General features: G+C 61.7%; 13 protein-coding genes. 4 read left to right on the forward strand and 9 right to left on the reverse strand.

Features of this window, described 5'->3' with window-relative positions; all coding sequences use genetic code 11:
• Positions 1-131: 131 nt before the first annotated feature.
• From BW978_RS06675 to BW978_RS06690, 4 genes are all read right to left on the reverse strand, one after another.
• A complete protein-coding gene (locus BW978_RS06675; RefSeq protein WP_076393483.1) occupies positions 132-3,320 on the reverse strand; it encodes an efflux RND transporter permease subunit in 3,189 nt (1,062 codons plus the stop codon).
• Between the two features lie 53 nt (positions 3,321-3,373).
• A complete protein-coding gene (locus tag BW978_RS06680) occupies positions 3,374-4,351 on the reverse strand; it encodes an efflux RND transporter periplasmic adaptor subunit (RefSeq protein ID WP_083697524.1) in 978 nt (325 codons plus the stop codon).
• 10 nt (positions 4,352-4,361) lie between these two features.
• A complete protein-coding gene (locus BW978_RS06685; protein ID WP_076393484.1) occupies positions 4,362-4,562 on the reverse strand; it encodes a YgaP family membrane protein in 201 nt (66 codons plus the stop codon).
• 101 nt (positions 4,563-4,663) lie between these two features.
• The gene (locus BW978_RS06690) at positions 4,664-4,981 is read right to left on the reverse strand and encodes an ArsR/SmtB family transcription factor (protein ID WP_139330376.1); all 318 of its coding nucleotides are present in this window, start codon (positions 4,979-4,981) and stop codon (positions 4,664-4,666) included.
• Between the two features lie 130 nt (positions 4,982-5,111).
• Here BW978_RS06690 and BW978_RS06695 point away from each other — a divergent pair, with 130 nt between their 5' ends.
• The 4 genes from BW978_RS06695 (at position 5,112) to BW978_RS06710 (ending at position 7,542) form a co-directional block, all read left to right on the forward strand.
• Entirely contained in the window at positions 5,112-5,447 is a 336-nt protein-coding gene (locus tag BW978_RS06695) for a protein tyrosine phosphatase family protein (protein ID WP_076393485.1), read from the forward strand.
• A 124-nt stretch (positions 5,448-5,571) separates the two neighbouring features.
• Positions 5,572-6,459, forward strand: coding sequence for a hypothetical protein (locus BW978_RS06700; protein WP_076393486.1), 888 nt, complete (start codon positions 5,572-5,574; stop codon positions 6,457-6,459).
• Positions 6,460-6,636: 177 nt separating this feature from the next.
• On the forward strand, positions 6,637-7,107 hold the full coding sequence (locus BW978_RS06705) for a chemotaxis protein CheW (RefSeq protein WP_076393487.1): 471 nt from the start codon (positions 6,637-6,639) through the stop codon (positions 7,105-7,107).
• 210 nt (positions 7,108-7,317) lie between these two features.
• Positions 7,318-7,542 (forward strand): hypothetical protein, encoded by a 225-nt coding sequence (locus BW978_RS06710; protein ID WP_076393488.1) that lies wholly within the window; start codon positions 7,318-7,320, stop codon positions 7,540-7,542.
• A 6-nt stretch (positions 7,543-7,548) separates the two neighbouring features.
• Here the strand turns inward: BW978_RS06710 and BW978_RS06715 are convergent, their stop codons facing one another.
• Genes BW978_RS06715 through BW978_RS06735 form a run of 5 tightly spaced genes read right to left on the reverse strand, consistent with a single transcriptional unit; the run spans position 7,549 to position 14,142 of the window.
• The gene (locus BW978_RS06715; protein ID WP_076393489.1) at positions 7,549-8,637 is read right to left on the reverse strand and encodes an alginate lyase family protein; all 1,089 of its coding nucleotides are present in this window, start codon (positions 8,635-8,637) and stop codon (positions 7,549-7,551) included.
• A 3-nt stretch (positions 8,638-8,640) separates the two neighbouring features.
• Complete coding sequence (locus BW978_RS06720) at positions 8,641-11,388, reverse strand: tetratricopeptide repeat protein (protein WP_244551911.1); 2,748 nt, start codon at positions 11,386-11,388, stop codon at positions 8,641-8,643.
• 29 nt (positions 11,389-11,417) lie between these two features.
• Positions 11,418-12,053, reverse strand: coding sequence for an alginate O-acetyltransferase AlgF (locus tag BW978_RS06725; RefSeq protein ID WP_076393490.1), 636 nt, complete (start codon positions 12,051-12,053; stop codon positions 11,418-11,420).
• Complete coding sequence (locus tag BW978_RS06730; RefSeq protein ID WP_076393491.1) at positions 12,050-13,420, reverse strand: alginate O-acetyltransferase AlgX-related protein; 1,371 nt, start codon at positions 13,418-13,420, stop codon at positions 12,050-12,052. Before BW978_RS06730 ends, BW978_RS06725 begins: the two co-directional genes overlap by 4 nt.
• Entirely contained in the window at positions 13,417-14,142 is a 726-nt protein-coding gene (locus tag BW978_RS06735; RefSeq protein WP_244551912.1) for a hypothetical protein, read from the reverse strand. Before BW978_RS06735 ends, BW978_RS06730 begins: the two co-directional genes overlap by 4 nt.
• Between the last annotated feature and the right edge of the window lie 35 nt (positions 14,143-14,177).

Below are 14,177 nucleotides of genomic sequence, written 5' to 3' on the forward strand. Positions count from 1 at the left end.
CGCCTCAGCTTGAGTGTAAAATTTAGTTTACACTTTTTAATGTCGCTTTGAAGGGGGTATGTCGAGAATCTTCTGTCCAAATGAAAATGGCCGCGCTTGCGGCGCGGCCATATCTCCTCAGCTCAGTCCTTTCAGGTGCGTAGCACCCGGTAGATTGCGGGGATCACCAAAACCGTCAGCAGGGTCGACGAGATCAGGCCGAAGAGCAGCGAGATTGCCAGACCCTGGAAGATCGGGTCCGTCAGGATAACGGCCGCACCGATGATCGCGGCAATCGCCGTCAGGAGGATCGGCTTGAACCGGATCGACCCGGCTTCGATCAGGACATCGGTCAGCGTTTTCCCGGTGTGATCGGCGTGGCGGATGAAATCCACCAGCAGGATCGAGTTGCGGACGATGATGCCGGCAAGCGCGATGAAGCCGATCATCGAGGTGGCGGAGAAGGGCGCGCCGAAGAGCCAGTGGCCGCCCAGGATACCGATGAAGGTCAGCGGCACGGGTGTGAGGATCACCAGCGGCACCTTGAACGAACCGAACTGGGCGACGACGAGGATGTAGATGCCCAGCAGCGCGATCATGAAGGCGGCGCCCATGTCGCGGAAGGTCACCCAGGTGACTTCCCATTCGCCATCCCAGAGAAGCGTTGCCCGATCCTCGTTGGTCGGCTGGCCGTTGAGCGAGATCACCGGCTTGGGAAGGCCCGCCCAGTCCTGCGCATCGATCGCTTCCTGCACGGCCAGCATGCCATAAAGGGGCGCTTCGAAGTCTCCGGCGAGTTCCGCCGTCACCATTTCTGCATTGATGCCGTTGTGGCGGAAGATCGGCAGCGTGGTCTTCTCGTCGATGACGCGCACGACATCGCCGAGTTCGACGACACCCTTGTCGCCGGGCAGGACGTTGGCCGGCATCGGCGTCGAGAGGAAACGCTCGTCGATCACCTTCTCACTCTTGGCGCGTTCCAGCCGGATCGGGATCGGCGGACGGCCTTCGCCGCGATGCGAGTAGCCGATGGTCTTGCCGTTCGCGAGGATCGCGATGGTGTCGAAGACATCGCCTTCCTCGACACGGTAGAATTCCGCGTCGTCGGTCGAGATGACCAGCCGCTTGCGCGGTGCTTCCACGCCATAGGAGTTGTCGACGTCGACGATGAAGGGCACTGAGCGGAAGGCTGCCTCGACCTTTTCGGCCACGGCGCGCCGGATCTCCGGCGTCGGGCCATAGATCTCGGCGAGCAGAGTTGCCATGACCGGCGGTCCCGGTGGTGGCTCGACGACCTTGAGGCTGGTGCCCTCGGGCATGGCAATGCCCGAAATCTTCCGGCGGATATCAAGCGCAATGTCGTGGCTCGTGCGATCACGCTCTGCCTTGGGCGTCAGGTTGATGGCCACGTCACCCTGATAGGAAGCGGCACGCATATAGGCGTGGCGGACGAGACCGTTGAAGTTGAAGGGGGCTGCTGTTCCTGCATGCGTTTGGACGGACACGACTTCCGGCATATTGAGCACGGTGCGCCCCACGGCCTGGGCTACGGCATCGGTCGCCTCGACGGATGACCCTTCCGGCAGGTCGATCGTCACCTGCAGCTCCGACTTGTTGTCGAAGGGAAGCAGCTTCACCGTGACATGCTTGGTGTAGAAGAGGCTCAGCGATCCGAGCGTCAGTACGCCTACGAGGATCAGGAAGACCCAGCTGCGGGTCTTTGTTGCAAGGATGGGGCGGGCAGTCGCCGCGTACATCCGGCCCAGTATGCCGCCGGTCTCGTGATCGGCATGGGTGTGCACGGGTGCGTTGCCGGCAATCTTCAGCATCAGCCAGGGGGTGACCATGACGGCGACGAAGAAGGAGAAGATCATCGCGGCCGAGGCATTGGCCGGGATCGGGCTCATGTATGGGCCCATCATGCCGGAGACGAAGAGCATCGGCAGGAGGGCGGCGACGACGGTCAGTGTCGCGACGATCGTCGGATTGCCGACCTCGGCGACCGCCTCGATGGCGCTGCGACGGCGCGAGCGCTTGTCGCCCATGCCCCAGTGGCGGGCGATATTCTCGATGACGACGATGGCGTCGTCGACGAGAATGCCGATCGAGAAGATGAGCGCGAAGAGCGACACCCGATTTAGCGTGTAGCCCATCAGCCAGGAAGCGAAGAGGGTGAGCAGGATCGTCACGGGAATGACGATCGCCACGACCAGCGCTTCGCGCCTGCCGATCGCCAGCCAGACCAGCGCGATGATCGAAACGGTCGCGAGGCCCAAGTGGTAGAGGAGTTCGTTCGCCTTTTCATTCGCGGTTTCGCCGTAGTCGCGGGTGATCTCGACACGGATGTCCTCAGGGATCAGCTTGCCTTCCAGGGCTTCGACGCGCGCGAGGATCGCTTCGGCGACCACGACCGCGTTGGAGCCGGCGCGCTTGGCGATGGCAAGCGTGACAGAGGGCACGCGTTCGACTGTGTCGCCGTCCTTGCGCAGGGTGGAAACGAGGGCTTCGCTGGTGTCGGTGGCAAAGTCGATGGTCGCGACATCGCGGACGTAGACGGGGCGGCCATCGCGAGCTGTCAGCAACAGGTTGTCGATCTCGGCCGGTGTGGACAGGGTCTCGCCTGCGATTACGTCGATCTGGAGGCCGTTTTCGCGGACCTGAGAGGCCGGCATGGCGGTATTTGCGCCGCCGACCTTGCCGGCAAGCTGTTGCAGGGTAATGCCGTAAAGGGCGAGCCTTTCCGGCTGTGGAGAGATGCGGATGATCTCGTTGGTTTCGCCGACGACATAGGTGAGGCCAACATTTTCGACCTTGGCGATCTCGTTGCGGACTTCGCGGACGATGCGGGTCAGGTCGTTTGCGCCCACATGGCCGCTCGCGTCTTTCGTCGGGGAGAAAGTGAGGGTGACGATCGCAACGTCATCGATGCCACGGCCCACCACCTTCGGCTCGGCGATGCCGACCGGGATGCGGTCGATGTTGGCGCGCACCTTGTCGTGGACGCGCAGCACCGCGGCATCCGAGGAGGTGCCGACCAGGAAGCGGGCGGTGACCATGACCATGTTGTCCATGGACTGGGAGTAGATGTGCTCGACGCCGTTGATGCTCTTAACGATGGTTTCCAGCGGTTCGGTGATCAGCTTCTGCGCATCGTCGGCGCGCAGGCCCGGGGCCTGGACGATGATGTCGACCATGGGCACGGAGATCTGTGGCTCTTCCTCACGCGGGAGTGAGAGCAGGGCCACAAGACCGAAGGCGAAGGCGGCGATCAGGAAGAGCGGTGTCAGCGGCGACTTGATGAAGGCGTGCGTCAAATGGCCGGCAATGCCCAGATTGGTCATTGGCGTATCGTCATCCGGCCCTGGAGGATTGGGGGAGTTGTCGACGGGAGTGCTCATTCTGTCACCACGATATCGCCGGCCGCGAGGCCTGAGAGTATTTCGACCTGTGTCACTCCGCCGATCTCCAGGGTTTCGCCAGCGACCACGGCGCGCTCAACGATCTGGTCGTTTTCGCGCACAGCGACGAAGTTGACGCCTGATCGGTTCGACAGTGAGGCTGCCGGCACCACCAGTGCGGGGCGTTTGCCGATCGGCAGTTCCACCAAAACCCTTGCCGCGACGAAATGGGTATCGAGCCCGTTGACCTCGACATCGGCTGTTACCCGGCCGCCTTCGATCTGCGGATAGATCTTGACCAGTTCGCCTTCGAGCGTCGTGCCGCTGGCCTCGATGCGGATCGGTGCCCCTTGTGTGAGGTCCTGCGCATGACGCTCGGGGATCGCGAGCCGCAGGAAGAAACCGCCACCAGCGATGGTCGCAACCGTCTCGCCCGCCATGACGACGGCATCGCGGGTCACGGGAACAGCGATGATACGCCCTTCAGATGGGGCGAGCACTGCGCCTTCCAACGCCTGCTGGACGAGTACGGAGCGCTGAGCTTCTGCCTGGCGTACCTGGTTGGTCATGACGTCCAGCTGGGTCTTAAGCTGATCGAGGCTCTGTGTGCTGGTGGCGCCACTGCGCACCAGCCGGTCAGCACGATCCAGTTCGACCTCAGCATCCCGCAGGGAAGCGTTCAGGCCCAGAAGCTGGGCATCGACGGCCTTGATCTGGAAGTCGATCTTGTCGTCCTTCACCTCGGCGATCACATCGCCAGCCTTGACGATGTCGCCTTCGGTGACATTCAGCTGGACGAGGGTGCCGCCCAGCCTTGCACGGGCCAGTACGCTGTTGCGTGGCTGGATCTGGCCGTAGACCGCCTTCATCTCTGTGATGTCAACGGCTTCGAGTTTGAGATCAGCGGCATGGCTGACGGTCAGTCCCATGGCTGTCGCAGCCGCAAACAGGGCGATGAAGGCGGATTTCGGCATGACTTGTTCCTCAGAATGCTGTGCCGGAGCGCAGCCCCAGCTTGCGGAAGATCGTGGCCGCCGGGCAGAAGCCGGTGAAGGCCGACTGTATCATGTTCACGCCGATGAAGGCGGTGAACCAGACGAAGCCCGGATGCACGAAGTATGTCAGCAGAAGGGAAAGCAGGATCATGAAGCCTGCAAAGACGAGAACGGCGCGATCAATCGACATGTTTTTCTCCTTAAGATACATATCTACGATGATACGTATATATTAGGTAAGTCTGTGTCAACCCGTCATCCGCAGAATGGATGACGGTGTCGGCTGCCGCGTCAGGCGGTGCAGTCGGATGTTTTGCAGAAGCTGTCGTACAGAGTGCCGATGATGGCGCGCGCCGGTTCGCTCTCGATCCGGTACCAGATGGTCTGGCCGTCGCGCCGCCCCATGATGATCTTCTCCCGGCGCAACAACGCCAGATGCTGCGACACGGTGCTGTCGCGGATCCCGAGGAATTCGGCAAGCTGACCGACGGAGTGCTCGCCGTCGGCAAGCCGGCAGAGAATCAGCAGTCGGTATCGATTGGATAGCGACTTGAGCAGTTCGCTGGCCATATCGGCACCAGCCTTCATCTGTTCAGGATCAATCTTCATAGATACGAATATATATGAGAAATTCGGACTGGCAAGTGTTGACACGCGACGAGATAACTATTATATATGAAAAATGTAATGTATTGCGATGACGGAGTATGAAGCTCAGCGCCCGCACGAAGGACTTGTCATGAGCATCCGCAGCATCGATCCAAGTTTCCATGTCACCGCCCAGATCAAGCCACAGCAGTTGCAGGCGATTGCCGAACTCGGGTTCAAGACCGTGATCTGCATGCGCCCAGACAGGGAAGGTTTCTCCCAGCCGGCCTTCGACGAAATCGAAAGCGCTGCGCATCAGGTCGGGCTCGACGCGCATTATCTTCCGGTCGTCCCAAGCTCCATATCCTTTGATCAGGCGCGCGAGCTGAAAGCGATCATCAGCCGGCAGTCGGGGCCGATCCTCGCTTATTGCGCATCCGGCCAGCGATGCGCCGCAGCCTATGATCTTGCCAAACGCGTTCCCTAAATCAGAGCGAGGCGTCATACTGAGCCTTAAGGTCTTCGTTGATTAGGGTTGACTACTAGATTTACCAATCGACGTCGCCTGCAAATTGGCCTCCTATGCGCAACTCTGATCTGGAGTTGCGCCCATGGATCAATTGCGTGCCAAACTTGATCGGGACCGATTGGTCGTCCACCCGGGTGTCGAGAAGCACCTGGGGGAACCCGTTTGGCAGTTGGCGAGCACCTATCTCGCCCATCCTGGCTTCGACAGGGCTGTGTTCGCCTATTGCCGGAACATGGTGGAGGCCAGTGCTTTCCGCTGGCCGGCCAACAAGATCTTTGCGCAGAAGATGCGCTACATCACCTGCTATATGCTGATCGGGTTGTCGGCACGTTTTGATGAGGGCACGGGCCCCCCACCGACCATGACCCTGCTGCAGACGCTGGTGCCCGGCAGCGCTCGCCAGGTCAGCGATCTCGTCTCTGGCCTTCGGGCGGGTGGCTACGTCGTGGCAGAACAGAATGCGCGAGACAGGCGAGAGATCAGGTTGCGGCCCACGCCGCCCCTCGTGATGGAGATCGCCCGCTCCCCTCTCACCTTCATTTCCGCGTCCGCCCTGCTCGAACATCACACGCTGCGAGAGGCGCTCGACGCCGATGTATCCCGTGTATGCCGCCTCATAGGTCGATCGACTGTGGCGTTCCAGTCCATGGATGTCCTGTTCACGCCCTTCGAGACGGTCGTCGACTTCACCGGTCGCGACAGCGGATATCTCATGCTCTGTGCCGTCATGGGCGCCCACCTGGCCGGCGCGCTGGGTGAAGACTGGCCGCTCGCGCTCACCTACGATGCTCTGTCACAGCGGTTTCAGGTCTCTCGCCAGCATGTTGGAAATGTGCTGGCGATCGCGACGACCCCGGGGAGGCTCAGTCTTCACGGTGGTCGCATCGGCGCGGTCGAGCCATCGCTGCTGCGAGAGTTTTCCTGGTGGAGTGCCGGACAGATGGCGCATTTCACCATGCTCGCCCGGTGACGGCCATGTCCGCGGCACCAGCTGTGCATTCTCCCGATTGATTTAGATATTCTTTAATTACTGGTGGGCTAAATTGATTTGGAGTGCAGGGCAGGCCTCTGCCGCCGGGATCCCCGGTGAACCAACATCGTGACACGGTGCCAGCCGACGCAGGCTTGCAGCAGGAGGAAATCGCAGATGAATACCACGTCGAACGCCGCCGATGCCCTCGAGATCATCGCTTTCCGGCTTCATCAACAGGAGTTCTGCGTCAAGACGACATCGATCCGCGAAATCCGCGGCTGGGCTCCCGTTACGCCCATCCCGCACTCGCCCTATGAAGTTCTCGGCGTCATGAACCTTCGCGGAACGGTCATCCCGATCGTCGATCTCGCCGTCAAGCTCGGCATGCCGGCCGCCCAGGCGACGGAGCGCAGTGCCGTTGTTGTCACCGAAGTCAACGGCATGACCGTCGGTCTGTTGGTCGACGGCGTGTCCGACATTCTGACCGTGTCCGGCAGCACGCTGCAGCCTCTTCCGGCTGCGACCGGCCCGAGTGCGGCCTTCTCCGATGGCATCATCGCCCATGACAAGAGCATGATCTGCTTCCTCAGCCTCGAGCGCATGTTCGGCGATGACGATCCGTCCGCCTGGGGCATGGCAGCCTGATCCAACTCCGGGGGCGCAACGCCCCCTGAGCCTTCCGGCCGCCGCTGACTGACCATCACACTTTGTTTGCCATTCTGTTCGAAAGCGGCGTGCTTGGGGCGCCGCTCACGAGGAATTGCGACTTTTTTAAGTGTTTGGGGCCAGCTTTGATGGCGAACGACTTCCGCAATGCCCATGTTTGTAGCAGGATGTCGTCAGAGGAGCACCAAGGTGACGCAGTCCCCGCATAATCCGACCGAAGACCTTCTGGGCCGCCTGGGCGAAGCGCTGGCTGGTACTCATGGCCGCGAGCGTTCGCTCGACGCCGTCCGCTCGCTCGTCCAGCTCGAAATCCAGGACTGGCAGATGGACCGTGGAGCAGACTCCGCCGTGGCAGGAGCTGCCCGAAGCGAGCAGCCCCTGATCGGTCACCGTATCCGGCTGTCCTCGGACTGATCCTGGTCAGTTCTGTACCGTGATGGTGCAACTGATCCGTTGATCGTCGTAGAGATTCGTCTGGTTTCCCCCCAGCTTCGAGTTCGAAAGCGGTCTCAGCGAAGCGAATTCCTTCTCCATGTCCAGATCGTTGGTGAGCGCCACATAGGGCTCGAGCCAGGCCAATGACGTGAGGTTGTTCTTCAGCCCCGGTTTCACCGTCTGGCTCTTGCCATTGATCTTCTGCACGATCTTCGGATCCTTCACGGCCTTGACCGAAAAGTGCGCCATGGTCCGCAGTTTCTCGAGATCTGCACCGCCCTTGCCGTAGCCTGCCTCGCAGAGCCTTGCGACGGAGGCGACCAGCGGCGTCATGGCATGCAATTGATAGTGCAAGGCATAGCGTTGTCGGTTCATTTCTAACGGCAGACTGCCATCGGTCGCCGCATTGGTAATCATTGTGTTGTTGCTGAGGATCGACCATTCGACAAGGCCGCGGTCCCGGTTGAGCACCCCGACCTCGCCGACAGCCATGCTGGCCCAGGCGCGCAGGTTGTTGCGGGCTGCCCCCTTGGTCGCTTCGTTTTCGAAGAAGTAGACGATCTCCTGTGCGCGCTTCTGCAACCACTTCTCCACTGTGCGTTCCCGGTCATGGAGCCCCGGAACCTGGTCACGGCTTTCGGCAAAGAGGATGGCGAGGCCGCCGATCCGTGCTGGTACCGACAGTTTGGCGTTGAATGTGCGCATGTCGTTGAGAGCATCCGCTTTCGCCCAGGCGTAAACGGAATCCACGACGCAGCGATGGTAAGCGCGCCTTGTTGCGATGTCCTTCTCGGTTTGTGCCTTTGAAACGATCTTGGCGAGGTTCTGGATGAACTGGTCTATCGGCTTCAGTGCCTTGGTCACCGCCGCATCGGACTCTTCATCGATGTCGGAGCGACTTTTGGAATCGGCCTCATAGCGACTGCCGAAGCCGAGACTCATGACCGGCGTGGGCGTCTTGAAGCAGGTCTCGTCGGCGGCCTGCGCCGCTGGTGCCGTCGCCATGGCGGTTGTGATTGCGAGCAGCGAGGCTGCGATATGGCGGTTCAGTGTCCAATGGGTGAGATCGGCCAATGGTCAGCCCTCCGTTCCTGCGTTGTTGAGCTTCAGGACCTGGGTGGCTGCGGGATGCCCGGCTTCTGCCGCGCGTGCCATCCAGGTTTGTGCGTCGTCGAGAGCCGGGCGCGTGCCCAGCCCGTAGGCGTAGGATTGCGACAGAAGGAACATTGCCTCCGCATCGCCAGCCTCTGCCGCCTTCTTCAGCCAGATGAAGGCGGCGAGGATTGATGTGCTGTCCTTCGCATCGCTGCGCAGGAGTTTCGCCACTTCCCGCATGGCAACGGGCTGGCCGTTTTCAGCCGCCTGCTGATAGAGCCCGCGTACGTCGATACGCTGCGACACCTGACGCCGGATATCCGGCTTCATGTTGGCCAGCATGAGGAGTTTTTCGGGCACGTCCTTGATGTCAGAGCTTTCCACGAGGTCGACAAAGATGTCGCTCGCCTTCTCTGGGGCGTAGCTCTCGGTCGCGTCGTCGGCATAGTATTTGACGAGGCGGTAGAAGGCGGCCGGTTCGCCGCCGAGACGCGCTTCCTGGTACAGGTCAAGCGCCCGTTCCCGGGTCTTCGGCTGGTTGAGCGCCATGTAGACATCGGCGATCTTGACCTTGCGCCAGGCGTCGTCGCCAGCAATGTGGCTTGCGATCGCGAGCCAACGCTCGGCATCCTGGCGCTGATGCCGGATGGAGAACTCGGCAAGAGCCATCGTGTCGTCGTAGTCGCAGCGCTGCGTGCTAATGGCCTGGCGATACAGGCGTGCCTGGTCCTCTTCCGAGGTCGCGTTTTCGGCCAGCAGCAGTTGCGCTGACATGTCGCCGCGGTCGCGCATCACCTCACCAAAACGCTCTAGTGGAGAGGAACTGGTCTGCGTGTCGGAACCCTCCAGGTCCTTTAGCAGCCCGACGGCCCGGCCCGACCCGGTCTCAGCCAGCGGCGTCAGGATCTCCCTGGCAAGGGCGACGCTTTCCGGATCGGTCGCGTAATTGTTGACGAGGAAGCGGGCAAAGCTCAGGCCGGCATCGACGGTCATGCCTTCGCCAGTCATCTGGATGCTGCGCTTGGCATCGTTGATGCGGCCCTTCTCCAGGTTCTGCTTGAACTCGAGGAGTGCGGCTTCGACGGTGGCACCGCGCCGAACTTCCGCACGCTCCGCCCAGAACTTGAGCACCTGGTCGGAGTAGCCCGCGCCCTTCAGGTAGCGCTGGTAAAGCGCCAGTGCGCTGGCTCGGCCATAAAGCGCCTGGGTCTGGATGGCCGCAATGACCATCGGATCCTTCAGTTCCGGCAGCTTGTCGATCTGTTCGGGTGCAAGGTTGAGGGTCTTGTTGCCAGCGCCAGCTTCGATATTCGACCAGTATCTGGACGCCTCAATGTCGGGGCCGGCCGGATCCATGCAGAGGTAAACGCGCTGCAGCTTGGCAATGGCATTGATTTCGCCATTGATGTGGATGGCGCCGGACAAAAGGTCGGTCGACCGGGCTATAGTCTCGGGCGACAGGTCTTCCCGCATGAGAAGCTCTGCCAGGTCGATGCCCCCCTCGATGTCGCCAAGTTTGACGGCCTCTTCCAGGAGCGGTTTGACCTCCGCTGCCGATTTCCAGATGCCGTCGCGGGCCTGGATGACACGCGCGAGACGAGTGAAGGCCCATGGCGGCGGATCGTTGCGGGCGATCAGCCGCCGCAGGAGATCTTCATAGGCAGCCGCATCTTCCGGTGACCGGTCCTTGGTCTGCTCGAGCAGTTGCGCCTGCTTGATGATGCCGGCCTGGTTTCCGGCGGCTTCCGCCTGCTTGAAATAGTCGAAGGCCTTCTTTCTGTCGCGCGGCACGAGGGCCCCCTCGGCATAGAGGCGGCCCATTTCCAGGATAGCGGCCATGTTGCCGCCGTCGGCTGCCTTCTCCAGGTATTTGAGAAGTACGTTGTTGTCCTTGACGATCTTCTCGCTGAGCAGGTTCAATTCCGCGACTTCCCAGGCTGCGGCCGTGTCGCCGAGATCGGCGGCGAAGCGATACCAGGCCATGCTCAGCTGCGGGTCCTTTACCACCACTTCGCCATCGTCATACTCGCGGGCCACGCGGCTGATGCGGTCGCAGATGCCTTCGTCCAGCACACCGACCAGCGAGCCGAAGGCCATGTTGACGGCAAGGTCCGGCTCGATGTCCCAGCCGTCGACGGTCTGGCCCTCTTCGGTCATGCGGGCGAGATCGAGGATCGCATCGGCATTGCCGCCATAGGCCGACTGCACCTTCATCTTCAGACCGGCCTGCTTGTCCTGGGCGATACCACGGCCCTCGATCAGATAGTCGGCGAGTGTGTTGAGCGAGCCTGCCGGGTGGGAGCCGGCGTCGATGAGCTTCTGCACCAGGCCCTCGTCGCGCACCTTGTCGCCTTCACCCTTGGCCAACATGAGTTTGACACGATCGAACAGGGCGTCGGTTTCGTCGTAGTTCTTCTTGACCGTCGGCATCAGCGCCTGGATGCGGGTGATGATGGGTTCGAACCTGCGCGCATCGAGATCGCGCATGCGGTTCATGTCGCGGGTGATCGCGAAGGTCGCTCGCTTGGGCAGGGCCTTCTGGTCCCAGGCCGTCCATTCGGCGATCATGTCTTCGTCGCGGACGCGTGGTGCGCAGACCGCCTGCTTCGGCAGTTCGACGTCCGGCGGTGCGAACCGGACGTCGATGGCGGCCGTGCGCCCCGGGGTTCCGGCGGCCATCGTCATCACGCCTGCCATCAGCAGCGATTTCGCCATTCTTGCAATCGTCATGATAAACCTCCGGAACCTGTCTTCAATAATTATCGGGCTATGGTGCTGGGAACGGCGACTGCGTCGACCTGATCGCCTTCGCCGGTGACCACGATGGTCACACCGGCGAGCCGCTTGAATTCGACCTTGTCGAGCTTGGCGAGATCCTTGTCGCCTTCGCGAACGACCAGATCGACGGCAAGCGGTGCTCTGAGGGCCACGGATTTCGAGCCGCCGCTATCGACATCCGAAACGGCTTCTGCGCCTGCCTGGGGCACGAAGAGATCGATCGCGGCCTTTTCGGTGAGGTTGTAGAGCGAAAGCGTCGCCTTGGACGGGTTCTTGGTCATGTCGTCGACGACGGTCGTGGCACCCGCGTTTGTGACGACGACGGAGTAGAACTTGCCGGCGCTCGCCTTGACGCTGCCTTCGCCAAAGCTGGAGGAGACAGGAATGTCTCCCGGGGCGACGGCCACATAGGGCGAGACCCCCTCTTCAAGCTGGTTGAATGCGCTGTTCTGCACGGATGCCGTCGTCGCGCCCGGTGCAATCACCCGGACGAAGGCGGAGTTGGGATCGAGCGGCTTTTCATAGAGCCCGCCGTCGTCGGCGAAAGCCGCAGTCGACAGCGCGAGGGTGGCCGCGAAGGAAGCGAGGGCGAAGCGGGTGGGGACCTTGGTCATCATGACTGTTCTCCAGTATTGGTTTTGCAGATGGATAGGGTGGTGGTGTCGTCGACCGGGGCGTCGAAACTGACGGCCACTTTCTCGATCGAACCTTCGGGGAAGCCGCCGAGCGAAAAGAAATAGCGACCGGTGGAGCGCAGTCGGTCACCGCGTTCGATGGAGCGGGTGCGCACAGTGCCGTCGGCGCCGGTGAGCGTGAAGGTTGCCTTGCGGCTGACGTCACTGCCGATATCGGCAAGGATGACATCGTCGTTGCTGAGCTTCGTCGTTGAAAGATCGGCTTCTACCGCGTTCTCTCCGCTGGCATTGGCGGGAATGGCTGGGCTGCAATCGCCCAGCGAGGCGGCGACGATCTCCGCCCAGGGGGCTGCGCCATACTGACCGAGATTGTTGTAGATCGGGTTCTCCCAGATCAGGAAACGAGGACGCCGCTCCTGGAATTCGCGGGAGGTGATGTAGGAGAGAATCGAGCCGAACTGGTTGCCGCCCGAGATTGAGTAGTTTTCGACTGGGATGCTGCTCCAGTGCTCCAGATAGCCAGAGAAGTTGCTGATCGGCTTGTCGGAGTAACTGGTGCCGATCAGGGCAATGGTGGTCTCATCACCGCTGCCGAAGATATCCATGGCCCCTGAATCGGCTGCGTCGTCCTCGACGCGCACAGCCTCGTAGGTGTGTGCTGTCACGGTCGGGACATGCGAGATGCAGTGCTTCTGCAGCATTTCGCGCATGCTCGAGAATTCCTCCGGCGGTGGAACGTCCCGCATGTCGAAGCGGACCGGGGTCACGTCGGCATAGGCCGGCAACGCCTTCAGCCGGTCGCCGATCGCTTTGGCTGCGACGTCAGCGCCATGGGCCGTCCAGTGGAAGTCTGCCTGGAAGAAGGAATACTCGCCGAAACTGTTACGGTTGTTCTTCCGCATCGGCGTGGCGATGTCGACGGCAGCGACGCCCTTGTCGTTCAGGCGGCGAACGACATCGTCGTAGATTTCCGTCGCGATGCCGGCATCAAAGCCATAAAGGGAGGCGCGTTCCGGCACGAGTTCCGGAAGAACCTGCGACTTGGTTGGAAGCGGCACATAGATCAGGGTCGTGCCATTCTTCTCCAGGGCTTTCGCCATGGCGGCAAGATGATCGACGGTCTGATCGGTGAAAGCGTGCTGAAGGCGCAGATCGGCGAGGATGCGGAAGAACATCCCATCCTGTCCTTCGATCATCTGAAGCTCGGCGATTTCCTCCAGGCTGCGGCATCCGTAGCCCGAGGCAGCATCCCTCTCCGGCATTTCGGCCTGGGCGTGATGGCCGGACGCCACGATGACGGCCGCAAGTGCGGTGCCGGCGAGTATGCGTGTCTTGCGAACTCGGGTCATGGCATAACCTCCATGTTTGTTTCACTGGACTTCGGCTCGAGCTGGGCCAGAAGGTTGCTGGCTGCCGCTTTCATCCCGATGCTGCCGTTCTCTTTGGCGATCGTCAGAAATCGACTGGCTTGCTCGGTCTTTTCAGGCGTGCGGTCGCGATCGGAGAGGAGAAGCACGGCGAGCTTGAAGGCCGTGTCGCCGCTTTTCTTGCCCTTGCCGGAGGCGAGCAGGGATTCCAGTTCGTCGCGCTTGTCGCCGAAGCGCCGGCCCTCGCTGTAGAGCCTGATGAGACCCTCGACCGCCTGGTCGTTTCCTTTGCGTGCCTCGCGCCGAAGGGCCGCCTCTGCGCTTTCGACATGGGCAGGGTTAAGCTCCAGGCTGTCGTTGCCGAGGATGTCCATCATGTGCCGCACCGCGTAGCCGCGATCGTGGTAGGCGGCGATGGCGAAGTAGTGCAGCGCGTCGGTTGCAAGCTTCGGGTCGCCCTGTTTCTGGATCCGCTCTGCTAGCTTGAAGGCGCCGATCCCGTCCTTGGCATCGGCGAGCGCCTGAAGCTCCCGGTAGGAAACCCGCTTGCCGGCCAGCAGCCGTTTGCGTGCCTCCTGCAAGGCGAGGGGCAGGTGCGAGGCGGGGCCCATCGTTTTTTGCTTCGCCGGCTTGGCGGGTTCGGCGGCTTCGGGCGGGTTGCGCGGGAAGAAGGGCTTGACCGCATGGGCGGGTGAGGCCGCCATCAGAGGCAGCCCGACCAGGGCCGAGCAGAGCAGGC

Origin of the sequence: Rhizobium sp. RU33A (assembly GCF_900156055.1) — a bacterium.
Taxonomy (GTDB): domain Bacteria; phylum Pseudomonadota; class Alphaproteobacteria; order Rhizobiales; family Rhizobiaceae; genus Allorhizobium.